Annotated in this window: 24 protein-coding genes; 20 read left to right on the forward strand and 4 right to left on the reverse strand. The window is 67.5% G+C overall.

The genetic code is table 11. From position 1 onward, the window contains the following. Positions 1-2: 2 nt before the first annotated feature. From PY257_RS12605 to PY257_RS12620, 4 genes are read left to right on the forward strand one after another with little or no spacing between them, the layout of a single operon-like run. Complete coding sequence (locus tag PY257_RS12605; RefSeq protein ID WP_275742323.1) at positions 3-326, forward strand: NAD(P) transhydrogenase subunit alpha part 2; 324 nt, start codon at positions 3-5, stop codon at positions 324-326. Further along, on the forward strand, positions 323-1744 hold the full coding sequence (locus PY257_RS12610; protein WP_275742325.1) for an NAD(P)(+) transhydrogenase (Re/Si-specific) subunit beta: 1422 nt from the start codon (positions 323-325) through the stop codon (positions 1742-1744). Before PY257_RS12605 ends, PY257_RS12610 begins: the two co-directional genes overlap by 4 nt. 45 nt (positions 1745-1789) lie before the next feature. Next, complete coding sequence (locus PY257_RS12615; RefSeq protein ID WP_275742327.1) at positions 1790-3466, forward strand: long-chain-fatty-acid--CoA ligase; 1677 nt, start codon at positions 1790-1792, stop codon at positions 3464-3466. Between the two features lie 43 nt (positions 3467-3509). Then, positions 3510-4292 carry a 5'-methylthioadenosine/adenosylhomocysteine nucleosidase gene (locus tag PY257_RS12620; protein WP_275742330.1) on the forward strand — a complete coding sequence of 261 codons (783 nt, stop codon included), beginning with the start codon at positions 3510-3512 and terminating at the stop codon, positions 4290-4292. Between the two features lie 49 nt (positions 4293-4341). Here PY257_RS12620 and corA read toward each other — a convergent pair whose 3' ends face one another. Further along, entirely contained in the window at positions 4342-5328 is a 987-nt protein-coding gene (gene corA, locus PY257_RS12625) for a magnesium/cobalt transporter CorA (RefSeq protein WP_275742332.1), read from the reverse strand. Between the two features lie 484 nt (positions 5329-5812). On the opposite strand from corA, the gene hpf reads away from it, so the two are divergent. The 4 genes from hpf (at position 5813) to PY257_RS12645 (ending at position 7972) form a co-directional block, all read left to right on the forward strand. Beyond that, positions 5813-6142, forward strand: a complete 330-nt coding sequence (hpf, locus tag PY257_RS12630) for a ribosome hibernation-promoting factor, HPF/YfiA family (RefSeq protein ID WP_275742334.1) — start codon at positions 5813-5815, stop codon at positions 6140-6142. A 161-nt stretch (positions 6143-6303) separates the two neighbouring features. Next, positions 6304-6774, forward strand: a complete 471-nt coding sequence (locus tag PY257_RS12635; protein ID WP_275742336.1) for a PTS sugar transporter subunit IIA — start codon at positions 6304-6306, stop codon at positions 6772-6774. A 28-nt stretch (positions 6775-6802) separates the two neighbouring features. Further along, positions 6803-7765: an HPr(Ser) kinase/phosphatase gene (gene hprK / locus PY257_RS12640; RefSeq protein ID WP_275742338.1), complete on the forward strand. Its 963-nt coding sequence runs from the start codon at positions 6803-6805 to the stop codon at positions 7763-7765. A 63-nt stretch (positions 7766-7828) separates the two neighbouring features. Next, positions 7829-7972: a hypothetical protein gene (locus PY257_RS12645; RefSeq protein ID WP_275742339.1), complete on the forward strand. Its 144-nt coding sequence runs from the start codon at positions 7829-7831 to the stop codon at positions 7970-7972. Positions 7973-8100: 128 nt separating this feature from the next. On the opposite strand, the gene fur is transcribed toward PY257_RS12645, so the two are convergent. Further along, complete coding sequence (fur, locus tag PY257_RS12650; RefSeq protein ID WP_275742341.1) at positions 8101-8526, reverse strand: ferric iron uptake transcriptional regulator; 426 nt, start codon at positions 8524-8526, stop codon at positions 8101-8103. A 122-nt stretch (positions 8527-8648) separates the two neighbouring features. On the opposite strand from fur, the gene PY257_RS12655 reads away from it, so the two are divergent. The 4 genes from PY257_RS12655 to PY257_RS12670 all read left to right on the forward strand — a co-directional run bounded on the left by PY257_RS12655 (position 8649) and on the right by PY257_RS12670 (position 11353). Continuing rightward, positions 8649-9197, forward strand: coding sequence for an outer membrane protein assembly factor BamE (locus tag PY257_RS12655; RefSeq protein WP_275742541.1), 549 nt, complete (start codon positions 8649-8651; stop codon positions 9195-9197). A gap of 32 nt (positions 9198-9229) precedes the next feature. Continuing rightward, positions 9230-10072 carry a 4-hydroxy-tetrahydrodipicolinate reductase gene (dapB, locus tag PY257_RS12660; protein ID WP_275742343.1) on the forward strand — a complete coding sequence of 281 codons (843 nt, stop codon included), beginning with the start codon at positions 9230-9232 and terminating at the stop codon, positions 10070-10072. Positions 10073-10235: 163 nt separating this feature from the next. Beyond that, positions 10236-10895, forward strand: a complete 660-nt coding sequence (locus PY257_RS12665) for a MotA/TolQ/ExbB proton channel family protein (RefSeq protein ID WP_275742345.1) — start codon at positions 10236-10238, stop codon at positions 10893-10895. Positions 10896-10921: 26 nt separating this feature from the next. Continuing rightward, positions 10922-11353, forward strand: coding sequence for an ExbD/TolR family protein (locus PY257_RS12670; RefSeq protein ID WP_275742347.1), 432 nt, complete (start codon positions 10922-10924; stop codon positions 11351-11353). A 185-nt stretch (positions 11354-11538) separates the two neighbouring features. Here the strand turns inward: PY257_RS12670 and PY257_RS12675 are convergent, their stop codons facing one another. After that, positions 11539-12312: a ferredoxin--NADP reductase gene (locus PY257_RS12675; protein WP_275742349.1), complete on the reverse strand. Its 774-nt coding sequence runs from the start codon at positions 12310-12312 to the stop codon at positions 11539-11541. A 246-nt stretch (positions 12313-12558) separates the two neighbouring features. Here PY257_RS12675 and PY257_RS12680 point away from each other — a divergent pair, with 246 nt between their 5' ends. The 5 genes from PY257_RS12680 (at position 12559) to PY257_RS12700 (ending at position 18943) form a co-directional block, all read left to right on the forward strand. Beyond that, positions 12559-12927 (forward strand): hypothetical protein, encoded by a 369-nt coding sequence (locus PY257_RS12680; RefSeq protein WP_275742351.1) that lies wholly within the window; start codon positions 12559-12561, stop codon positions 12925-12927. 15 nt (positions 12928-12942) lie between these two features. Further along, positions 12943-13842: a universal stress protein gene (locus PY257_RS12685; RefSeq protein ID WP_275742353.1), complete on the forward strand. Its 900-nt coding sequence runs from the start codon at positions 12943-12945 to the stop codon at positions 13840-13842. Between the two features lie 320 nt (positions 13843-14162). Next, positions 14163-16085, forward strand: coding sequence for a PrkA family serine protein kinase (locus PY257_RS12690; RefSeq protein WP_275742355.1), 1923 nt, complete (start codon positions 14163-14165; stop codon positions 16083-16085). A 69-nt stretch (positions 16086-16154) separates the two neighbouring features. Continuing rightward, positions 16155-17441 carry a YeaH/YhbH family protein gene (locus PY257_RS12695; RefSeq protein WP_419095708.1) on the forward strand — a complete coding sequence of 429 codons (1287 nt, stop codon included), beginning with the start codon at positions 16155-16157 and terminating at the stop codon, positions 17439-17441. Next, complete coding sequence (locus tag PY257_RS12700) at positions 17438-18943, forward strand: SpoVR family protein (RefSeq protein ID WP_275742358.1); 1506 nt, start codon at positions 17438-17440, stop codon at positions 18941-18943. Before PY257_RS12695 ends, PY257_RS12700 begins: the two co-directional genes overlap by 4 nt. A 57-nt stretch (positions 18944-19000) precedes the next feature. On the opposite strand, the gene PY257_RS12705 is transcribed toward PY257_RS12700, so the two are convergent. Next, complete coding sequence (locus tag PY257_RS12705; RefSeq protein ID WP_275742360.1) at positions 19001-20536, reverse strand: YifB family Mg chelatase-like AAA ATPase; 1536 nt, start codon at positions 20534-20536, stop codon at positions 19001-19003. A gap of 461 nt (positions 20537-20997) precedes the next feature. Between PY257_RS12705 and glnK the strand changes: the two genes are divergently transcribed. The 3 genes from glnK to PY257_RS12720 all read left to right on the forward strand — a co-directional run bounded on the left by glnK (position 20998) and on the right by PY257_RS12720 (position 23929). Further along, positions 20998-21336: a P-II family nitrogen regulator gene (gene glnK, locus PY257_RS12710; protein WP_275742362.1), complete on the forward strand. Its 339-nt coding sequence runs from the start codon at positions 20998-21000 to the stop codon at positions 21334-21336. 29 nt (positions 21337-21365) lie between these two features. Beyond that, positions 21366-22757 (forward strand): ammonium transporter, encoded by a 1392-nt coding sequence (locus tag PY257_RS12715; protein ID WP_275742364.1) that lies wholly within the window; start codon positions 21366-21368, stop codon positions 22755-22757. Between the two features lie 248 nt (positions 22758-23005). After that, the gene (locus tag PY257_RS12720; protein WP_275742366.1) at positions 23006-23929 is read left to right on the forward strand and encodes an SMP-30/gluconolactonase/LRE family protein; all 924 of its coding nucleotides are present in this window, start codon (positions 23006-23008) and stop codon (positions 23927-23929) included. Positions 23930-23956: the final 27 nt, after the last annotated feature.

Consider the following 23956-nt stretch of genomic DNA (forward strand, 5'->3'; position numbering starts at 1 on the left):
CCATGGACGCGGTATCCCCCACCCTCATCAACCTGACCATCTTCGTGCTGGCCATCTACGTTGGCTACCACGTGGTCTGGACTGTCACGCCCGCGCTGCACACGCCGCTGATGGCGGTGACCAACGCCATCTCGGCCATCGTCATCGTCGGCGCCATGCTGGCCGCGGCGCTGACCGAAACCCCGCTGGGCAAGACCCTGGGCGTGCTGGCCGTGGCGCTGGCGGCGGTCAACATCTTCGGCGGCTTCCTCGTCACGCGGCGCATGCTGGAGATGTTCCGCAAGAAGGAGCGCAAGGCGGCGGCGGATACGGAGAAGCAGCCATGAGCATGAACCTCGTCGTGCTGCTGTACCTGGTGGCGAGTGTCTGCTTCATCCAGGCGCTCAAGGGGCTGTCGCACCCCACCACGTCGATTCGCGGCAATCTGTTCGGCATGGCGGGCATGGCCGTCGCCGTACTGACCACGGCGGCGTTCATCGCCACGCTGGCTGGTTCGGCGCGCGGGCTGGGCTGGGTGCTGCTGGGCCTGGTGGCGGGCGGCAGTGCCGGTGCCGTGATGGCCCGGCGCGTGGAGATGACCAAGATGCCCGAGCTGGTCGCCTTCATGCACAGCATGATCGGCCTGGCTGCGGTGTTCATCGCCGTGGCCGCCGTGGCCGAGCCCCGGGCCTTCGGCATCGCGGCGCACGGCGCGCCGATACCGGGCGGCAACCGCGTGGAGCTGGCGCTCGGCGCCTTCATCGGCGCGGTCACGTTCAGCGGTTCGGTGATCGCCTTCGGCAAGCTCTCGGGCAAGTACAGGTTCCGGCTGTTCCAGGGCGCGCCGGTGCAGTTCGCGCACCAGCACAAGCTCAACCTGCTGCTGGGGCTGGCGGCGGCGTTCTTCTGCTTCGGCTTCTGGCATTCGCAGAGCTGGCTGGACATGCTGCTGGTCACTGCGCTGGGGCTCGCGTTCGGCGTGCTGCTCATCATCCCGATCGGCGGCGCCGACATGCCGGTGGTGGTGAGCATGCTCAACAGCTACTCGGGCTGGGCGGCGGCGGGCATCGGCTTCAGCCTGAACAACAGCATGCTCATCATCGCCGGCTCGCTGGTGGGCAGCTCGGGCGCCATCCTGAGCTACATCATGTGCAAGGCGATGAACCGCTCGTTCTTCAACGTGATCCTGGGCGGCTTCGGCGGCGACGCCGCCACTGCGGCTGCAGGCGGCGGCGTGCAGAGAAGCGTCAAGAGCGGCAGCGCCGACGACGCGGCCTTCGTGCTCGGCAATGCCGAGACGGTCGTCATCGTGCCCGGCTACGGCCTGGCCGTGGCGCGCGCCCAGCACGCGGTGAAGGAGCTGGCGCAAAAGCTGACCGACAAGGGCGTGAACGTGAAATACGCCATCCACCCCGTGGCCGGGCGCATGCCGGGCCACATGAACGTGCTGCTGGCCGAGGCCGAAGTTCCCTACGACCAGGTGTTCGAGATGGAGGACATCAACCCCGAGTTCGGCCAGGCCGACGTGGCCATCATCCTGGGCGCCAACGACGTGGTGAACCCCGCCGCGCACGTGAAGGGCAGCCCGATCTACGGCATGCCGATCCTGGAGGCCTACAAGGCCAGGTCGGTGATCGTGAACAAACGCTCCATGGCCGCCGGCTACGCGGGGCTGGACAACGAGCTGTTCTACATGGACAAGACCATGATGGTCTTCGGCGATGCCAAGAAGGTGGTCGAGGACATGGTCAAGGCGGTCGAATAGCCGCCCGGCGCACGATTGCCTGGGAAGAACCTGGAGACAAGAGACATGACCGACCGCATCTGGCTTGGCAGCTACCCGCAGGGAGTGCCGGCGGATATCGACCCCGCGCTGTACCCGTCGCTGGTGGCGCTGATGGAGGAGAGCTTCCAGAAATACGCCGACCGCGTGGCCTACAGCTTCATGGGCCACGACGTGACCTATGCGCAGACCGACGCGCAGAGCCGCGCGCTCGCCGCCTACTTGCAGGGCCTGGGGCTGGTACGCGGCGACCGCGTGGCCATCATGATGCCCAACGTGCCGCAGTACCCCGTGGCGGTGGCAGCCATCCTGCGCGCGGGCTTCGTGGTGGTCAACGTCAACCCGCTCTACATGCCGCGCGAGCTGGAGCACCAGCTCGGCGACGCGGGCGCCAAGGCCATCGTCATCATCGAGAGCTTCGCCCACACGCTGCAGCAGTGCATCGCCCGCACGCCGGTCAAGCACGTGGTGCTGGCTACCATGGGCGACCGGCTGGGCTTGCTGAAGGGCGCGGCCGTCAACTTCGTGGTGCGCAGCGTCAGGAAGATCGTGCCTGACTACAGCCTGCCGGGCGCCGTGCGCTTCAACGATGCGCTGGCGCAAGGCGCGGCTGGCACGTTCCAGGCGCCCGACATCCGCCCCGACGACATCGCGCTGCTGCAGTACACCGGAGGCACCACGGGCGTTTCCAAGGGGGCCGTGCTGCTGCACCGCAACGTCATCGCCAACGTGCTGCAGTCCGAAGCCTGGCACGCGCCGGTCATGGCCAAGGTGCCGGCCGGCGAACAGCCCACCAGCGTCTGCGCGCTGCCGCTCTACCATATCTTCGCGTTCACGGTGAACATGATGCTGTCCATCCGCACGGGCGGCAAGACGCTGCTGATCCCCAACCCGCGCGATCTGCCCGCCATGCTCAAGGAGCTGTCCAGGCACCGCTTCCACTGCTTGCCGGCGGTCAACACGCTGTTCAACAGCCTGGCCAACCATCCGGACTTCGGCACCGTGGACTGGAGCCACCTGAAGGTGTCGGTGGGCGGCGGCATGGCCGTGCAGGGCGCGGTAGCCAGCCTCTGGCTGCGCAAGACCGGTTGCCCGATCTGCGAGGGCTACGGCCTGTCGGAAACCTCGCCCTCGGTGAGCTGCAACCCGGTCACGGCCACCGAATTTACCGGCACCATCGGCGTGCCGCTGCCGTCCACGCGCATGAAGATGATCGACGACGAAGGCCGCGAGGTGCCCCTGGGCCAGCCCGGCGAGATCGCCATCGAGGGCCCCCAGGTCATGGCCGGCTACTGGCAGCGGCCCGACGAGACCGCCAAGGCCATGACCGCCGACAGCTGGTTCAAGAGCGGCGACATCGGCGTCATGGACGAGCGCGGCTATGTGAAGATCGTGGACCGCAAGAAGGACATGGTCCTCGTCAGCGGCTTCAACGTGTACCCCAACGAGGTCGAGGACGTGGTGGCCACCCTGCCCGGCGTGCTCGAATGCGCGGTGGTCGGTGTGCCCGACGAGCATTCCGGCGAGGCCGTCAAGGTGATCATCGTGCGCCGCGACCCTTCACTCACCGAGCAGCAGGTCCACGACTACTGCCGCCAGAACCTCACGGGCTACAAGCGCCCGCGCATCGTGGAATTCCGCACCGAGCTGCCGAAGTCGCCCGTGGGCAAGATACTGCGGCGCGAGCTGCGCACCAGGAGCTGAAACCACGTCTGCCAGGGCATGGCGCGCACCCGATAATCGCGCCATGGACTCGCCCCACGGCACGCCGGCTCCGCTGGCCATCGTCAGCGCCATGCAGGAAGAGCTGGGCGCGCTGCTGGCGCTGATGCCCGATGGGCGGCGCGTGCGCGCCGCCGGGCGCGATTTCTGGTGCGGCCACCTGCACGGCCAGCCTGTGGTGGCCGTGCTCTCGCGCATTGGCAAGGTGGCCGCGGCCACCACGGCCACGGTGCTGGCCGAGCGCTTCGGCGTGCGCGCCATCGTCTTCACCGGCGTGGCCGGCGGGCTGGCGCCGGGCGTGGCGGTGGGCGACGTGGTGGTCGCCGCCGGGCTGCTGCAGCACGACCTGGACGCCTCGCCGATCTTCCCGAAGTACGAAGTGCCGCTGCTCGGGCGCGCGCGCTTCGATGCGGACGGCGCCATCGCTGACGCCCTGGCCGGCGCCGCGCACGCGCTGCTGCGCGAGCCGGCGGCACTGCTGGGCGCGCAGGCCGTGGCGGCATTCGGCCTGCACGCGCCGCGCGTGCACCGCGGGCTGGTGGTGAGCGGCGACCGCTTCGTCTCCACCGCCGCCGAGAGCGCCGCGCTGCGCCACGCCTTGCCCGACGCGCTGGCCGTGGAGATGGAAGGCGCCGCCGTGGCCCAGGTCTGCCATGACTACGGCCTGCCGTTCGCGGCGGTGCGCACCATCTCCGACCGCGCCGACGACGCGGCGCACGCCGACTTCACGCGCTTCGTCGCTGCAGTCGCCAGCCGCTACAGCGCGGGCATCGCCGCGGCATGGCTGCGATCACTATCGAAAAAATAGCTGCTACCGCAGGAAATACGGGCGCTGCAGGCCGATTTGGCTTGCAAAACTACTTCAGCCATCCACGGCGGCGGAAGTACCACATCGGCCCCAGCGCACTGGCCACCATCAGCGCCAGCACGTACGGGTAGCCCCAGGCCCAGTCCAGCTCGGGCATGGTCTTGAAGTTCATGCCGTAGATGCTGGCGATCAGCGTGGGCGGCAGCAGCGCCACGCTGGCCACCGAGAAGATCTTGATGATCTTGTTCTGGTTGATGTTGATGAAGCCGACCGTGGCGTCCATCAGGAAGTTGATCTTGTCGAACAGGAACGCCGTGTGGTTGTCCAGCGACTCGATGTCGCGCAGGATCTGGCGCGCCTCCTCGAATTGCTCGGCGCCCAGCATCTTGCTGCGCATCATGAAGCTCACCGCGCGGCGCGTGTCCATCACGTTGCGGCGGATGCGCCCGTTCAGGTCCTCCTGCCGCGCGATGCCGCCCAGCACCTCGCCGGCCAGGGCGTCGGTCACGTTGCCCGAGAGCACCTGCTTGCTCACCGCCTCCAGCTCGTCGTAGATGCCTTCGAGCGTGTCGGCGGAATATTCGGCGTCGGCGTCGAAGAGCTTGAGCAGCACGTCCTTGGCGTCCTCGATCAGCCCCGGTGCGCGGCGCGCGCGCAGGCGCAGCAGGCGAAACACCGGCACCGTCTCGTCGTGGATGGAGAACAGCACGCCGCGGCTTTTCAGCTCCTCGTTGTGCTGGTTCAGGATGAAGGCCACGCGCACCGAGCGCGGGTGCTCATGGTCGTCGATCAGGAAGTCGCTGCGGATGTGCAGCTCGCCGTTGTCTTCCTCGTAGAAGCGGGCCGATTCCTCGATGTCCTCGTCCATCGCATCTTCGGGGATGGACAGGCCGTAATGCTGCTTGATCCAGCGTTTTTCCTCGAGCGTGGGATCTTCCAGGTCCACCCAGATCGGACGGAACCGGGCCAGCTCCTCGAGCGATTCGATTTCTTCCTGGAACAGCCGCCCGTTGGCGAGCGTGAAGATGTTGAGCATGGGGCACTCCCAGTAGGGCTTGGCGGCATCGGCGCGAGGGGAGGGAGGGTGCTTCCAACCCCCCGATGCGGCAAGAGGAGTTGAAAGCTACCGACTAGGGTAGGTTTCCATGCGGGTTTTCCAGGAAGTGCTGCGAATGGCAGCGGATTATGGCACCGCGCCCACCGCGCCATGACCGCGCGACGGCGGTGCGCGCCAGCGGAAAAGGAGAGCTTGGAAAAGGGGGCAGCGCGCATGCCGGGTGCGGCGCAAAGCCAGACTATTGTGGAAGCAATTCGCCGGCTTGCCTAGCTGCCGCGCGCATGTCCCTACGCGGGCTGGGCGCATCGGGATTGCTTTTCGCCAGGGCGCGGCGCATAGTGGCCTCACAGCCGCAACGGCCCTTTGCCAGTCGCTCCCATTCCAAGATTCCCAGCCATTCAAGTTCGCTGCCCGTCCGTTTTTCGGACGGCTTTTTCAACCCCGAGTGCAACAGGAGGCTCTCATGAACTTGACGATCAGCGGTCACCATCTCGAAGTCACACCCGCGCTGCGCAACTACGTGACCGACAAGCTCGACCGGATCACGCGTCACTTCGACCAGGTGGTGGACATCAAGGTTCTGCTCACGGTCGAGAAACAGAAGGAAAAGCAGCGACGACAGCGCGCGGAGTGCAGCATCCATGTGCGGGGCAACGACATGTTCGCCGAAAGCGCCCACGCCGACCTGTACGCGGCGGTGGACGAACTGATGGACAAGCTCGACCGCCAGGTCGTGCGCCACAAGGGCCGCATCCAGACCCACGCCTGCGACGCGCCCAAGCGGCTCATGTGATGCCCGCCGCAGGCCCCGCGTTTGCGTAATTCGCGCACTATGTAACGGTTGCTTGCAACATGCTCCGCACCGCCCCTTGACGGGCGGTTTTTTTTGCCTCTCTCCGGCTGCGCGCGCCAGCCGGTAGACGGGTGCATAATCCGCCTCCACGACCTTCTCCTATGAACCGTCTCGCGTCCATCCTGCCTTCCGCTCAAGTTCTCGTGAGCGTCGATGCCACCAGCAAGAAACGGGCTTTCGAAGAAGCCGGGCTGCTGTTCGAAAGCCTGCATGGCCTGAGCCGCGCGCTGGTCACCGACAGCCTGTTCGCGCGCGAGCGCCTGGGCTCCACGGGACTGGGCCATGGCGTGGCCATCCCGCATGGCCGCATCAAGGGCCTGAAGGCGCCGATGGCGGCGGTGTTCCATCTGCAGAACCCGATCGGCTTCGATGCGCCCGACGAGCAGCCCGTGGGCCTGCTGATCTTCCTGCTGGTACCCGAGGCGGCGACGCAGAAGCACCTGGAGATCCTCTCCGAGATCGCCGAGCTGCTCAGCAACGCGCCGCTGCGCGAGAAGATCAAGGCCAGCACCGATGCGCTCGCGTTGCATGGCCTGATCGCCAACTGGCAGTCGAGCCAGCAGCCGGCCTGATCTCCCGCCGATGCGCTGACGCCGCTCGATGAAGCCCACCGTCGTCAGCGCCGACGCCCTGTTCGAGGAATTCCGCACCCACCTCCGGTGGGAATGGGTGGCTGGCCTCGGCGCTTCCGAGCGCCGCTTCGTCGAGGTGGTGGTGCGCGCCGCCCGCTCGGGCGCCGACCTGGTGGGCTACCTCAACTACATCCACCCGTACCGCGTGCAGGTCCTGGGCGAGCGCGAGATCGCCTACCTGACCAACGCCACGGCAGAGGACTGCGCCCGCCGCATCGCGCGCATCGTCACGCTCGAACCTCCGGTGCTGGTGCTGGCCGACGGCCAGAGCGCACCCGAGGCGCTGCTGTCGATGTGCGAGCGCGCGCAGATCCCGATGTTCTCCACACACGAGCAGTCGGCCTTCGTCATCGACGTGCTGCGCGCCTACCTGTCCAAGCACTTCGCCGAGCGCATCTCCATGCACGGCGTGTTCATGGACATCCTGGGCCTGGGCGTGCTCATTACCGGCGAATCGGGCCTGGGCAAGAGCGAGCTGGGGCTGGAGCTGATATCGCGCGGCAACGGCCTGGTGGCCGACGACGCGGTGGACCTGTTTCGCATCAACCAGACCACCATCGAGGGCAAGTGCCCCGATCTGCTGCAGAACCTGCTGGAGGTGCGCGGCATCGGCCTGCTCGACATCCGCGCCATCTTCGGCGAGACGGCGGTGCGCCGCAAGATGCGCCTGAGGCTCATCGTGCACCTGGTGCGCAAGGAGACGCTGGAGCGTGAGTACGAGCGCCTGCCCTACGAGCCCCTGACGCAGGACGTGCTCGGCGTGCCCGTGCGCAAAGCCATCATCCAGGTGGTGGCGGGGCGCAACATCGCCGTGCTGGTGGAGGCCGCCGTGCGCAATACCATCCTGCAGTTGCGCGGCATCGACACCTACCAGGAGTTCGTGGAGCGGCACCGGCGCGCGATGGAGAGCGGCGAGAGCAGCAGCGGCTGAACCCCGGTTTGCTATTGAACCTGGAAACGGCAGTTGACCGCTTCGTATCCCTCGCCAGGCCGCATGCAATCGAGCGTTGCCGGCTTCGATGGCGTTCACCTCGTGGGTGAGAGCGCCATGCACCTGCCGGCACCGCGCTCGCCGCGCCATGCGGCGTTGCTCCTCCTTGCGGGCAGCAAGCCCGCCGCGTCGCCCGGTCTTGCCTGACGCCCCGATCACGGCACCGGCAGGCGCATCCAACTGCCGTTTCCAGGTTAAATCTCAGGAAGGGCGGGCGCCACAGGCACATTCTTGCGCCATGCATATTCTTGGCGCCAGACGCCTGCCGCGCGCGCTCAGTGCGCCATCTTCGCCGCGCAGGCGCCGCACAGCCCGTAGAGCGACATTGCGTGGTCCTGCAGCACCCAGCCCTTGTGCCTGGCCACGATCTGCTGGCGCTTCTCGATCTCGGCGTCGAAGAACTCCTCCACCTTGCCGCAGTGGGTGCAGACGAAGTGGTCGTGGTGCTGACCTTCGTTGAGTTCATACACCGCCTTGCCGCTCTCGAAATGGCTGCGGCTCAGGATGCCGGCCTGCTCGAACTGCATCAGCACCCGGTAGACCGTGGCCAGGCCGATGTCGGAATGCTCGTTGAGCAGCACGCGGAACACGTCTTCGGCGGTCATGTGGCGCTGCGCGCCCTTCTGGAAGATCTCCAGGATCTTCAGGCGCGGCAGCGTCGCCTTCAGGCCGGTGCTCTTCAACTCGTCGATGTTGCTCATGGGGGTCTTTCGTCCACAAGGGGCAGGCCCGGGTCGCGGCGGCGCGGCCCCTGCGCGGCAAGAAAGAGGGCGCGGGGCCAATCGCTACAATGGCCCTCGATCATATCGCCATGCCCTCTCCCATGCCCGTCTACCACCTTCGCGCCGCCCGCGCGGCCTGCGCCCTTGCCCTCTGCTGCGGCATGGCGGCATGTTCGAGCCTCGACAGCGCCAGCGAACGCGTGGCCGGCATCGTCACCCCCTACAAGATCGAGGTAGTGCAGGGCAATTTCGTCTCGCGCGAGCAGGTCCAGGCGCTGCAGATCGGCATGGGCCGCCAGCAGGTGCGGGAGCTGCTGGGCACGCCGCTGGTCATGAGCCTGTTCCACGCCGACCGCTGGGACTACGTGTTCACCATCAAGCGCCAGGGCGTGCAGCCGCAGGCGCGCCGCCTGAGCGTGTACTTCAAGGGCGATGTGCTGGAGCGCTTCGAGGGCGACGAAATGCCGACCGAGGCCGAGTTCGTCGCCACGCTCGACACCCATTCCAGAAAGGGCGCGGCGATCCCCCCGCTCGAAGCCACGGAAGCCCAGCTTGCCAAATATCCGGCCCCCGCCGCGCCCGCCGAGGCCGCGCCGCCGCCTGTCCCCGCCGTGAACTATCCGCCGCTCGAACCCGCCACCACCCGCTAGTGCACCGCCCCACCCCTCCGAGGCCGCAGCGCATGACCTCCGCAACCACCGCTCCATCCTCTGCCTGCGCGCCCCGGCACCGCGTCGCCGTGGCCGGCGCCTCGGGCCGCATGGGCCGCATGCTGATCGAGGCCATCCGCGCCAGCGACGACTGCGTGCTGGTCGGCGCCCTGGATACCGCCGCCAGCCCTGCCGTCGGCTCCGACGCCTGCGCCTTCCTCGGCTTCGCCAGCGGCGTGCCCATCACCAGCGACCCGCGGCGCGGCCTAGACGGTGCCGAGGTGCTGATCGACTTCACCCGCCCCGAGGGTACGCTGGCCCACCTGCGCACCTGCCGCGCGCTCGGCGTGCGCGCCGTGGTCGGCACCACCGGATTCACCGACGCGCAGAAGGCCGAGATTGCCGGCGCCGCCCAGGACGTGGGCGTCGTGCTCGCGCCCAACATGAGCGTGGGCGTCAACGTCACGCTCAAGCTGCTGGAGATGGCGGCCAAGGCGCTTTCCACCGGCTACGACATCGAGATCATCGAGGCCCACCACCGCCACAAGGTCGATGCGCCCTCGGGCACCGCGCTGAAGATGGGCGAGGTCATCGCCCACGCCCTGGGCCGCGACCTGAAGGACTGCGCCGTCTATGCGCGCGAAGGCGTCACCGGCGAGCGCGACTCCTCCACCATCGGGTTTTCCGCCATTCGTGGAGGCGACATCGTGGGCGACCACACGGTGCTGTTCGCCGGCATCGGCGAGCGCATCGAGATCACGCACAAATCGTCGAGCCGTACCACCTACGCCCAGGGCAGCCTGCGCGCGGTGCGCTTCCTGGCCGGGCGTGGCGCGGGCCTGTACGACATGTTCGACGTGCTCGGCTTGAAATGAGTCCACCCCCGAAGCGCCTTCGGCGCCGCCCCCTCGGGGGGATGCCCCCTGCGGCCGGGCGCAGCAGCCCGTTGCGCGGTGGCCCCGCCTCGGGGCGCTCCGGCTCCGTAGGCCGCGGGCGGTACGCGGACTCCGTGGAAAACTGACGGGGAGGAGTCTGCGCATGGACGGCTTGCAATGGCTGCGCGAGGGCGATGCCGTCACCCGCGGCGTGGCGCTGCTGCTGCTGGCCATGTCGGTGGCGAGCTGGGTCGTCATCGTCTGGCGGCTGCGCCTGCTGCTGCGCGCGGGTGCGGGCGTGCGGCGCGCCAAGGCGGCGTTTTGGCAGGCCGCGTCCCTCGATGCGGCTTTGCCCGGCATGGCCGCGTTCGACCGCGAAGGGCTGGCGCTGCCGCTGGTGCGGGCCGCGCGGCAGGACCCGGGCACACAGGGCACGCTGGCCGGCGCGGGCGACGCGGCGCAGCGCCTCACGCGCGTGCTGCGCGAGGCGCTCGACACCGTGGCCCGCCGGCTGCAGTTCGGCCAGGTGCTGCTGGCCACCGTGGGCTCCATCGCGCCCTTCGTCGGGCTGCTGGGCACCGTCTGGGGCATCTACCACGCGCTCGTGGGCCTGTCCCAGGGCGGGCAGATCACCATCGAGCGCGTCGCCGGCCCCGTGGGCGAGGCCCTGGTCATGACCGCCGCGGGCCTGGCCGTGGCCATCCCCGCCGTGCTGGCCTACAACGTCTTCGGTCGCATCGCGGGCCGCATCGAGGCCGACCTGGAAGGCTTCGCGCACGACCTGCGCGAACTGCTGGCCGGCGGCGGCCCGCCACGCGGCTGACGCGCGGGCGCAGCACAGGCACCGCCATGGCCTTCGGACGCCTGCAGCGCAGCCCCGAGAGCCGGCCCATGGCCGACATCAACGTCACGCCGCTGGTGGACGTGATGCTGGTGCTGGTGGCCATCTTCATCCTCACCGCGCCGCTGCTGGCCAGCGCCATCCGGCTGGACCTGCCGCGCGCCGCGGGCGCCACGCCCGGCGCCGCGCCGCGCGCGCTGGTGCTGGCGGTGGACGCGCAGGGCCAGGCCTGGCTGGACGGTGCGGCCATCACCCCCGGCGCGCTGGCCGCGCGGCTGGCGCAGGCCGCCGCCGAAGACCCGGCCACCGAGCTGCAGTTGCGCGCCGACGCCGCCGTGCCCTATGGCCGCGTGGTGGAGATCATGGGGCTCGCGCAGCAGGCCGGGCTGTCGCGCATCGGCTTCGTGGCCGAGCCGCCGCGGCGGGCATCCACGCCTTGAATTCCTTATACTCCTGGGGAGTATGCAGTTGTACCGCTTTGAAATACTGCGATAGCGGGTGAGATGGGGGGGAGTATATGGAAGAACGGGGCTGTTTTCAGCGCGGATGAGCTCGGTTGCATTGTTTTTGCGTCAGTCTGTTTTGGGCGCTGCCGGTTGTGCGCAAGGCTTTCTTGCCGGGCGGCCTACTTCTCCACGAACGCCCGCTCGATCACGAAGTCGCCCGGCGTGGTGGTGTTGCCCTCCTTGAAGCCGCGCGCCTCCAGCATCAGCTTCAGGTCGTGCAGCATCGCAGGGCTGCCGCAGAGCATCACGCGGTCCTCTGCCGGGTTCAGCGGCGGCAGGCCCAGGTCGGCGAACAGCTTGCCGCTTTCCATCAGGTCGGTGATGCGGCCCTGGTTGCGGAACGCCTCGCGCGTGACGGTGGGGTAGTACAGCAGCTTGCCGGCCACGATATCGCCGAGGAACTCGTGCTGCTGCAGCTCGCGCGTGAACAGCGCGTGGTACGCCAGTTCCTTGACCTCGCGCACGCCGTGCACCACCACCACCTTCTCGAACCTCTCGTAGCTCTCGGGGTCGCGCGCCACGCTCAGGAACGGCGCCAGTCCCGTGCCCGTGCCCAGCAGGTACAGGCGCTTGCCCGGCAGCAGGTAGTCGATCAGCAGCGTGCCCGTGGGTTTGCGGCCCACGAGGATGCTGTCGCCCACCTGGATGTTCTGCAGCCGCGAGGTCAGCGGGCCGTCGGGCACCTTGATGCTCAGGAACTCCAGATGTTCCTCGTAGTTGGGGCTGGCGATGCTGTAGGCGCGCAGCAGCGGCTTGCCATCCACCTTCAGCCCGATCATGGTGAAGTGGCCGTTGGAGAAGCGCAGGGAAGGATCGCGCGTGGTGGTGAAGCTGAACAGGCGGTCGGTCCAGTGGTGGACGGACAGCACGCGTTCTTCGTTGAATGCGCTCATGGTCGATCGGCGGAAAGGGTCAGGTAAAGCAGGCGGGGGTAGTGGCGCGGGCCGATGGGCGGCAGGCTGGCCGGCCTGGCTCGTCCACTGTGCACGGGCGGGCAGGCTGCCCGCGCGAATCCGCCATTTTGCCGCAACGGCGCGCGGCGGCTTCGTATTTGCCCGCATCAGCACAGGGCGCATCGCCCCGCCGCAGCCCGTGGCCATGGCCGCCGCGGCCGAATGCCGCGGCGCGGGCATCGCCCCGTGAAGATGATCGCCGGCGACCATGCGGCGACAGCCGAGGCCGCGAAGGAAGCCAGCGCAGGTGGTGCTGGCCGTGGTGGCGGCGCAGATGGCATTCACCTATGCTCCGTGGATGCGGGCCGTGTTCGATTCCCGCCCGTGGCGTTGGCCGAAGCGCTGGCGCTGGCGCTGGTGGCGGTGGGCGTCGTGCGGATGGCCGTGCTGGAGTGCGAGAGGGCCGTGCTGCGCCGCCTCGGGCTGCTTGCCGAACCGGAGGCTGCGCCATGGATGACCCTCATACGACTTGCGCAAACAAGGGTGCGGAGCCAGCGTCGGCACAAGGCGCTGCGGGTCGACGGAGCATGTTTCGTGCAAGTCTTGTCTCATTAACCGCAGGAGAAACCGATGACCGAATCTTCCTCATGGAACAGCGCGCCGCCGCGCAGTATTTTGCTGTCCACCGACCTGGGCTGCCGCAGCGACCGCGCGCTCGACCGTGCATTGCAGCTCGCGCGGCAGTGGCAGGCGCGGCTGGTCGCGCTCACCGTGCTCGACGCGGCGGACATGGCCGCCGTGCGGACCCGGGCCGCCGGCGCGCCGCAGGCCGACCCGGTGCAGGTGGCGCAAGCCCAGTTGCGGGCCGATGCCGCTGCCAACGACGTGCCGATCACGGTGCGCGTGGGGCAGGGCGCGGTGGCCGACACGGTGCTTTCCATCGCCGCGCTGGAGAAGGCGGAGTTCATCGTCGTCGGCATCGCGCGCAACGAGGCGCTGGGCCGCGTGGTGCTGGGCTCCACCGTCGATGCGCTGGTGCGGCGTGCCGATGCGCCCGTGCTCGTGGTGCGCGCGCGCCCTCGCCATGCCTATGAGCGCGTAGTGGTGGCAACCGATTTTTCCGCCACGTCCAGGCGGGCGCTGAACGTCGCCGTCCATTGCTTTGCGCATGCGTCGTTCACGCTCTTCCACGCCTTCAATGCCGGCTCCCCCGCGTTGGCGGACGGCGGGCAGCAGCGCGCATTGGCCGTGGACGCGGCGCGCGGGGCCGCGCTGCAGGCCTGCCAGGCGTTCATCGACGCATCGGGCCTGCCCGACGAGGTGCGCGCCCGCATGCATGTCGATGTGGCGCACGGCGACCCGGCGCGCCTGCTCGACGGCTATGCGCGCGACCGGCAGGCCGATCTCGTGGTGCTCGGCACGCAGGGCCGCACGGGCCTGCGCGAGCTGCTGCTGGGCAGCGTGGCCCAGCGCGTCCTCGAAGTTGCGCAGGGCGATGTGCTGGTGGTGCGGCAGCCGCGCGCCGCATGACCATTCTTGCTGTGTGTGCAGTGCACTTGCGTGCTGTGGCTGAAAGAGCACGCGCGCAGACATGCGCCGCCCGATTTGGGGTAAGGTGGAACCGGCTGGAGCGAGGAACTAACCCGGCGCCTTCGCGGTCTGCCATGTAACAGACCGCCGGAGTGCGCATTCAGGGCACAGTCCTTGCATGCCGACCCTTGTGAACAGTCCTGCTTTGTGGGTTCTATTCGGAGCATGCAAGGCGCCGCGCACGCCGATACTGGCAGCGCAGCATTGCAAGCCCCGAAGCCCGCGTGGCAGCGCCCCGTGGATTTGATGGAGGTGTTCGGATGGATGTCATCAGCAACTTCGCAGCGCGGTACGAGCGCACTCGCGAGGAGGAGCTCACGCTCCAGGAGTACCTGGATATCTGCAAGAGGGACCCGATGGCCTTCGCCACCGCTGCCGAGCGCATGCTCAATGCGATCGGCGAGCCCGAGATGGTGGATACGCGCAACGACCCGCGCCTCTCGCGCATCTTCGCCAACAAGGTCATCAAGATCTACCCGGCGTTCAAGGAGTTCTACGGCATGGAGGACGCCATCGAGCAGGTGGTGTCCTACTTCCGCCATGCCGCGCAGGGGCTGGAGGAAAAGAAACAGATCCTCTACCTGCTCGGCCCCGTGGGCGGCGGCAAAAGCTCCATCGCCGAGCGGCTCAAGCAGCTCATGGAGCACGTGCCGTTCTATTCGATCAAGGGCTCGCCGGTCAACGAGTCGCCGCTGGGCCTGTTCGATCTGGCCGAGGACGGCCCCATCCTGGAGAAGGAATACGGCATCCCGCGCCGCTACCTGCAGCGCATCCTCTCGCCCTGGGCCGTGAAGCGGCTCGAGGAGTACGGCGGCGACATCCGCAAGTTCAAGGTGGTCAAGCGCCATCCCTCGGTGCTCAAGCAGATCGCCGTGGCCAAGACCGAGCCGGGCGACGAGAACAACCAGGATATTTCCAGCCTGGTCGGCAAGATCGACATCCGCAAGCTCGAAACCTTCGCCCAGGACGATCCCGACGCCTACAGCTATTCCGGCGGCCTGTGCCTGGCCAACCAGGGCCTGCTCGAATTCGTCGAGATGTTCAAGGCGCCGATCAAGGTGCTGCACCCGCTGCTGACCGCCACGCAGGAAGGCAACTTCAAGGGCACCGAGGGCTTCGGCGCCATCCCCTTCGACGGCGTGGTGCTCGCCCACAGCAACGAGAGCGAGTGGAAGGCCTTTCGCAACAACAAGAACAACGAGGCCTTTCTGGACCGCATCTACATCGTCAAGGTGCCGTACTGCCTGCGCGTGACCGAGGAAGTCAAGATCTACGACAAACTGGTGCGCAACTCGTCGCTGGCGCAGGCGTCGTGCGCGCCCGGCACGCTCAAGATGATGGCGCAGTTCTCGGTGCTCACGCGCCTGAAGGAGCCCGAGAATTCGAGCATCTACAGCAAGATGCTGGTCTACGACGGCGACAGCCTCAAGGACACCGACCCCAAGGCCAAGTCGATCCAGGAATACCGCGACTACGCCGGCGTGGACGAGGGCATGAGTGGCATCTCCACCCGCTTCGCGTTCAAGATCATCTCCAAGGTCTTCAACTTCGACAGCACCGAGGTGGCGGCCAACCCGGTGCACCTGATGTACGTGCTGGAGCAGCAGATCGAGCGCGAGCAGTTCCCCGCCGAGACCGAGCAGAAGTATCTTTCCTACATCAAGGAGCTGCTGGCGCCGCGCTACGCCGAATTCATCGGCAAGGAAATCCAGACCGCCTACCTGGAAAGCTATAGCGAGTACGGCCAGAACATCTTCGACCGCTACGTCACCTATGCCGACTACTGGATCCAGGACCAGGAGTACCGCGACGTCGATACCGGCGAAATCTTCGACCGCGGCTCGCTCAACGGCGAGCTGGAAAAGATCGAGAAGCCCGCGGGCATCAGCAACCCCAAGGACTTCCGCAACGAGATCGTGAACTTCGTGCTGCGCGCGCGCGCCGGCAACGCGGGCAAGAACCCGCTGTGGACCAGCTACGAGAAGCTGCGCACGGTGATCGAGAAGAAGATGTTCTCCAACACCGAGGAGCTTCTGCCCGTCATCAGCTTCAACGCCAAGAGCAGCGCCGACGAGCAGAAAAAGCACGAGGAGTTCGTCAACCGCATGGTGGAAAAGGGCTATACGCCCAAGCAGGTGCGGTTGCTGTGCGAGTGGTATTTGCGCGTTCGCAAGAGTTCGTGATGCACGGCGGCCCGGGACGCGCACCCGGGCCGCCCGCGGTCCATTGGACGGAGGTTTGACATCTTGGCCATGCTGCAGCAGATCATCGATCGTCGGTTGTCCGGCAAAAACAAATCCATCGGCAACCGCGAGCGTTTCTTGCGGCGCTATCGCAGCCAGATCCGGGAAGCCGTGCGCGAGGCCGTCAGTGGCCGTGGCATCCGCAACCTGGAGCAGGGCGAGGACATCCCCTTGCCGCGGCGCGACGTATCCGAGCCCGTGTTCGGCCACGCCCAGGGCGGCAACCGCGAATACGTGCACCCCGGCAACAAGGAATACGTCAAGGGCGACCGCATCGAGCGGCCCCAGGGCGGCGGCGCGGGCGGGGGCGGCGGCTCCGAGGCCAGCGATACCGGCGCGGGCAACGACGACTTCGTCTTCCACCTGAGCAAGGAAGAGTTCATGCAGGTCTTCTTTGAAGACCTGGCGCTGCCGCACCTGATCCGCACGCAGCTCGCCGAGGTGCCCGAGTGGAAGAGCCACCGCGCCGGCCTGACCAGCGACGGCACGCCCAACAACCTGCACGTGGTGCGTTCCATGCGCGGCGCGCTGGCGCGGCGCATCGCGCTGGGCGGCGAGAACCGGCGCGAACTGCGCCGGCTCGAAGCCCTCTTGCTGCATTTGCGCGCGCGCCCGGATGCCGGCGAGGGCATGATCGCCCGCGAAATTCGCGAGACCGAGGCCCGCATCGACGAACTGCGCCGCACAGCGCGCCATGTGCCCTATATCGACCCGATCGACCTGCGCTACCGCAGCCACGTGCGCACGCCCGTGCCCAGCGCCAAGGCCGTGATGTTCTGCCTGATGGATGTCTCCGGCTCGATGGACGAGGCGCGCAAGGACATGTCCAAGCGCTTCTTCATGCTGCTCTACCTGTTCCTCACCAGGCACTACGAGCGCATCGACCTGGTTTTCATCCGCCACCACACGCAGGCCGAGGAGGTGAGCGAGGACGAGTTCTTCCACGCCACCGAAACCGGCGGCACCGTGGTGTCGAGCGCGCTGGTACTGATGCACGAGATCATCCGCGCCCGCTACCCTTCGGCGGAGTGGAACATCTACGGCGCCCAGGCCAGCGACGGCGACAACTGGCACCAGGACAGCGGACGCTGCCGCAAGCTGCTGGCCGAGCAGATCCTGCCGCTGGTGCGCTACTACGCCTACGTGCAGGTGGCCGAGGCCGAGCAGAACCTGTGGGACGAATACGCCCAGTTGCAGGAGTCGCACGCCAACTTCGCGCTGCGCAAGGTGGCCGAGGCCACCGACATCTACCCCGTGTTCCGCGACCTGTTCAAGAAGGGAGGGGTGGCCGCATGAAGCGCGAGCCGCTGCCCAGCCCCGCGGACTGGACTTTCGACCTGATCGAGGCCTACCACGGCGAAATCGCCCGCACGGCCGCAAGCTTCGGCCTAGACACCTACCCCAACCAGCTCGAGATCATCACCGCCGAGCAGATGATGGACGCCTACGCCAGCGTAGGCATGCCCGTCATCTACCGCCACTGGTCCTACGGCAAGCAGTTCATCGCCACCGAGAAGAACTACCGCCGCGGCCACATGGGGCTGGCCTACGAGATCGTCATCAACTCCGACCCCTGCATCGCCTACCTCATGGAAGAGAACACCATGGCCATGCAGGCCCTGGTGATCGCCCACGCGGCGTATGGGCACAACAGCTTCTTCAAGGGCAACTACCTGTTTCGCATGTGGACCGATGCGTCGTCGATCATCGACTACCTGGTCTACGCCAAGAACTACATCGCCGAGTGCGAGGAACGCCATGGCGTCGATGCGGTGGAGGATCTGCTCGACTCCTGCCACGCGCTGATGAACTACGGCGTGGACCGCTACCGTCGCCCGCAGAAGCTCTCGCTCGCGCAGGAAAAGGTGCGCCGCGCAGAGCGCGAGTACTACCTGCAGCAGCAGGTCAACGACCTCTGGCGCACGCTGCCGCGCCGCGCCGATGCGGCCACGCACGAGGAATCAGTCAAGCGCTTCCCCGCCGAACCGCAGGAAAACCTGCTCTACTTCATCGAAAAGAATGCCCCGCTGCTCGAACCCTGGCAGCGCGAGGTAGTGCGCATCGTGCGCAAGGTGGCGCAGTACTTCTATCCGCAGCGCCAGACCCAGGTGATGAACGAGGGCTGGGCTACGTTCTGGCACTACACGCTGCTCAACACGCTGTACGACCGTGGCCGGCTCGCCGACGGCTTCATGATGGAGTGGCTGCAGTCGCACACCAACGTGGTGTTCCAGCCGCCCGTGGGCCACCGCGCCTACAGCGGCATCAACCCCTATGCGCTGGGCTTCGCCATGTACCGCGACCTGCGGCGCATCTGCGAGCAGCCCACGGAAGAAGACCGCCGCTGGTTCCCCGACATCGCGGGAACGCCGTGGCTGCCCGCGCTCGACTACGCCATGCGCAACTTCAAGGACGAGAGTTTCATCGGCCAGTTCCTCAGCCCCAAGCTCATGCGCGACTTCCGCCTGTTCGCCATCCGCGACGATGAGCAGGACGACGAGATGGAGGTCTGCGCCATCCACGACGACAGCGGCTACCGCGCTCTGCGCGAGGCGCTGTCGCGCCAGTACGACCTGAACCACCGCGAGCCCAACATCCAGGTCTGGAGCGTGAACCTGCGCGGCGACCGCTCGCTCACCCTGCGCCACACGCAGCACAACGACCGCCCGCTGCACGACGACGCGCAGGAGGTGCTCAAGCACGTGGCGCGGCTCTGGGGCTTCGACGTGCACCTGGAGAGCGTGGACGGACAGGGCGAATTCACGCGGCGCTGGAAGGCGCTCGGCCCGGGTTTGTAGCAAAAAGTGCCTCCAGCGCTTATGCAGCGCGCGCTGAAAGCTATCAATTTAAGAGCATCAGCCCGTTGACCGTAGTGCGCGCCGGTACTGTACCGCCTCGGCCACATGGGCTGTGGAAACGCTGTCGCTGCCGGCCAGGTCGGCGATGGTGCGCGCCACCTTCAGCGTCCGGTGCGTGCTGCGCGCCGACCAGCCCAGGCGCGCGGCGGCGGCCTGCAGGAACTTCGCCGCCGCATCGCCGAGCGCCAGGTGGGCGTCGATCTCCCGGCCCTGCAGCGCCTGGTTTTCCTTGCCCTGGCGCGCCAGCGCACGGGTGCGGGCGGCCTGCACGCGGGCGCGGATGGCCGGGGTGCCTTCGCCGGGCGGGGCCTGCAGCAGATCCTGCGCGGGCAGGGCCGGTACTTCCACGTGCAGATCGATGCGGTCGAGCAGCGGGCCGCTGAGCTTGCCCTGGTAGCGCGCCACCTGGTCGGGCGTGCAGCGGCAGGCGCGCTGCGTGCTGCCCAGGAAGCCGCAGGGGCAGGGGTTCATCGCCGCGACGAGCTGGAAGCGGGCCGGGAACTCGGCCTGGCGCGCCGCCCGCGCGATGCGGATCAGCCCCGTCTCCAGCGGCTCGCGCAGCGCTTCGAGCGCCGCGCGCGGAAATTCTGGCAGTTCGTCGAGGAATAGCACGCCATGGTGCGCCAGCGAAATCTCGCCGGGCCGCGGCGGCGACCCGCCCCCGACCAGCGCCACCGCGCTGGCCGTGTGGTGCGGGCTGCGCGTGGGGCGCTGGGCCCAGCGCTCCAGCGCAAACTGGCCGGCCAGACTGGCGATGGCGGCGCTTTGCAGCGCCTCGTCCACCGCCATCGGCGGCAACAGCCCGGCGAAGCGCTGGGCCAGCATCGACTTGCCCGAACCCGGCGGCCCCAGCAGCAGCAGGCCATGACCGCCGGCCGCGGCGATCTCCAGCGCCCGCTTGGCCGCGGCCTGGCCCTTCACGTCGGCCAGATCGGCATAGCTTGCCTGTGCCGGCGGCGGCGTGACGTCCAGGCGGGTCCAGCCAACGCCGGCCTCGGGCGCGGTGCCGTCGCCGACGGGCATGAACTGGCGCACCACGTCCAGCAGGTGGCGGGCGCGGTAGACCTCGGCGCCGGGCACCAGCGCGGCCTCCTCGGCGCTGCCGGGCGGCAGCACCAGGCGCCGCTGCACGCCCTGCGCATGCAGGGCCAGGCTGGTAGCCAGGGCGCCGCGCACCGGGCGCAACTCGCCCGACAGCGACAGCTCGCCCGCGAACTCGTGGCCCGCCAGCCGGGTGCCGTCGACCTGGCCGCTGGCCGCCAGGATGCCCAGCGCGATCGGCAGGTCGAAGCGGCCCGAGTCCTTGGGCAGATCGGCCGGCGCCAGGTTCACGGTCACGCGCTTGTTGTGCGGAAACTCCAGCCCCGCGTTCTGCAGTGCCGCACGCACGCGCTCGCGCGCCTCTTTCACCTCCACGTCCGCCAGGCCCACCAGCGTGAAACTCGGCAGGCCGTTGGCCAGGTGGACCTCGACCATCACGGGCGCCGCTTCCAGACCGACGAGGGCGCGGCTTTGCACCAAAGCAAGGCTCAATTGTCAAATCCTCCCCAGGAGCGGGCTGCCGCACCACGATGGAAAATGCCATAGACCGGAACGCACCCAATGAGTGCATTCCGGCGGTGCATCAATCTATATAACGTTTGCATCAAGTCGCTAATAGAAGCCGGGACTCCATGGTGTAGCGAAGCATAGGGCTTTGGCATGGTACGTGCTAAGAATGCGCGTCCCTTTTTACCACCATGGAGATATCGATGCATCTGACACTCGTGGAGCAACAGCCAGCCATGGCGGTCGCTTCTGCCCCTTCTTCTGTCGGCTGAAGCCCTGGCGGAGCGTACGATTCCGGCAATGGCCTGTCGTTGGGGACGGTCATCGGCGCCAACAAGAACCGCCTGCCGTCATGGTGACTAAGGCGATGTAAATCACCCGGGCATCCAAAGCGGCAAGAGGCGCCGGGGGTGCATCTTCATTTCAACAACCGAGAGGATCCGAACATGAAACTGGTGACAGCGATCATCAAACCATTCAAGCTCGACGAGGTGCGCGAAGCCCTCTCCGGCATGGGTGTGCAAGGCATCACCGTGACCGAGGTGAAAGGCTTCGGCCGCCAGAAGGGGCATACCGAGCTGTACCGCGGCGCCGAGTATGTCGTCGACTTCCTTCCCAAGGTAAAGATCGAGGCAGCCGTGGCCGACGACCTTGTCGAGCGCGTCATCGAGGCGGTCGAGGGCGCTGCCCGCACCGGCAAGATCGGAGACGGCAAGATTTTTGTTTATGACCTGGAACAGGTCGTGCGCATCCGCACCGGCGAAACCGGCCGCGAAGCGCTGTAAAAGCTGTGTATAGGACCGAAAGAACAGACATGAAGAAACTGCTAGCCTCCCTTCTGATCGGCATGAGCCTGCTGGCCGGCGGGGCCGCCATCGCCCAGGCGCCCGCCACCACCGAATCCGCTGCACCCGCAGCCGCCGCTCCGGCCGCAGCAGCGCCTGCTGCGGCGGAGGCCGCGCCCGCAGCGGCGCCCGCGCCCAAGGTCGACTCCGGCGACACCGCCTGGATGCTCACCTCCACCATGCTCGTGATCCTCATGACCATCCCCGGCCTCGCGCTGTTCTACGGCGGCCTGGGCCGCTCCAAGAACATGCTGTCGGTGCTCATGCAGGTGTTCGTGATCTTCTCCCTGATCAGCATCCTGTGGGCCCTGTACGGCTACAGTCTGGCGTTCGTGGGCGCGGGCAGCTTCTTCGGCAGCTTCGACAAGATCTTCCTCAAGGGCGTGACCCAGGAGACCTTCGGCGCGCTGACCACCATCCCCGAGTACGTGTTCATCGCCTTCCAGGGCACGTTCGCGGCCATCACGGTGGCGCTGATCGTCGGGGCCTTCGCCGAGCGCATCAAGTTCTCTGCCGTGCTGCTGTTCAGCGTCCTGTGGTTCACCTTCAGCTACGTGCCCATGGCCCACATCGTGTGGGGCGGCGGCCTGCTGGGTGCCGACGGCGCGCTCGACTTCGCGGGCGGTACCGTGGTGCACATCAACGCCGGTGTCGCCGGCTTGGTGGGGGCCTACGTGGTGGGCAAGCGCATCGGTTTCGGCAAGGAGGCGTTCACGCCCCATTCGCTGACGCTGACCATGGTCGGTGCCTCGCTGCTGTGGGTGGGCTGGTTCGGCTTCAATGCCGGCTCCGCTGGTGCATCCAATGCGCTGGCCGGCCTGGCCTTCGTGAATACCCTGCTGGCCACCGCCGCCGCTGCGCTGTCCTGGATCGCCGGTGAAGCGCTCTCCAAGGGCAAGGCCTCCATGCTGGGCGCCGCCTCCGGCGCTGTGGCCGGTCTTGTGGCCATCACGCCTGCCGCGGGCTTCGTCGGCCCGATGGGCGCCATCGTACTGGGCCTGCTGGCCGGCATCGTCTGCCTGTGGGGCGTGAGCGGCCTCAAGAAGATGCTGGGTGCCGACGACGCGTTCGACGTATTCGGCGTGCATGGCGTGGGCGGCATCCTGGGTGCCATCCTGACCGCCGTGTTCGCGGCCCCCGGCCTGGGCGGCACGGGGGGCTTGACGCCCGACACCTTCACCATCGGCCACCAGTTCTACGTGCAGGTCAAGAGCGTGCTGCTGACCATCGTCTGGTCCGGCGTCGTGTCCTTCATCGCCTACAAGATCACGGACCTGCTTATCGGCCTGCGCGTCTCGGAAGAAGCCGAGCGCGAAGGACTGGACATCACGTCCCACGGCGAAACGGCCTACAACCGTTGATACCCCGTTCAGGGCGGGTGGCATGCGGCCATCCGCCCGCGAACATCGCAAGTCATTGCGAGAGAGACTCCTTTGGATGTTGAGCCCGCCTCTGGCGGGCTCTTTTTTTTACCTTGGGGCGCTCCAAGGCAAAAAGCAGCCCCCTCTGGGGCGGCGCAGTACACAAAGTGACAAGCATGGGGGGCATTTTTGCCATCTTCGTGCAGCATGCGCGGTGCACAATCGCGGGCACACAAGGATGCGTCGCCATGCCCTGGACTCCCGTTTTCGCCCAGCGGTGCGCGCTGGGCGAGTCGCCTTTCTGGCACCCCTGCGAACAACGCCTGTACTGGGTTGACACGCCCGGGTGCATGGTGCTGCGCGGCGATCCGCACAGCGGCGCCGTGGAGTCATGGGGCATGCCCAGCGAACCCGGCTGCATCGCGCCGGCGCGCAACGGCGGGCTCGTCATCGCTTTGCGCGACGGCATCTACCGCGCGTGGACATGGGCTGGCGCATTGACGCAGCTCGTGCGCTTCGGGCATGACAGCACGACCATGCGCTTCAACGACGGCAAGTGCGATGCGCTGGGCCGCCTGTGGGTGGGCACCCTCTACGAGCCGCGCGATGCGCCCAAGGCCAACCTGTACTGCATCGATGCGCGTGGCGGCGCGGCCCCGCGCGTGGAGGTGAAGGCCCAGCACGCCACCACCGCCAACGGCCTGGCGTGGTCGCCCGACAACCGCACCATCTACTGGGCCGACACGCCCGCGCATGTCATCCATGCCTGGGATTTCGAACTGGAGAGCAGCGCCATGCGGCACCACCGCACCTTCCAGGAGTTCGCGCCCAAGCCCGCCGGCTGGCAGCCCGGCGCCACCGGCCAGCCGGCCTACGGAGGCCGCCCCGACGGCGCGGCGGTTGACGCCGAAGGCCACTACTACTGCGCCATGTTCGAAGGCCAGCGCCTGTGCAAGTTCGCGCCCGACGGACGGCTGCTCGACGCCATCGCCGTGCCGGCGCGCTGCCCCACCATGCCGTGCTTCGGCGGCGCCGACCTGCGCACCCTCTACCTCACCACCGCCTCGCAGCGTCGGCCCGAGGCCGAGCTGGAGGAGTTTCCATGGTCGGGCCAGGTGCTGGCAATGCGCGTCGAGGTGCCGGGGCTGCCGGTGCATTTTTTCGAGGATTGACCAGGTTGGCTTGGGCAATACATGCAC

The sequence above is a fragment of the Curvibacter soli genome (genome assembly GCF_029211125.1).
GTDB classification, from domain to species: Bacteria; Pseudomonadota; Gammaproteobacteria; order Burkholderiales; family Burkholderiaceae_C; genus Curvibacter_A; species Curvibacter_A soli.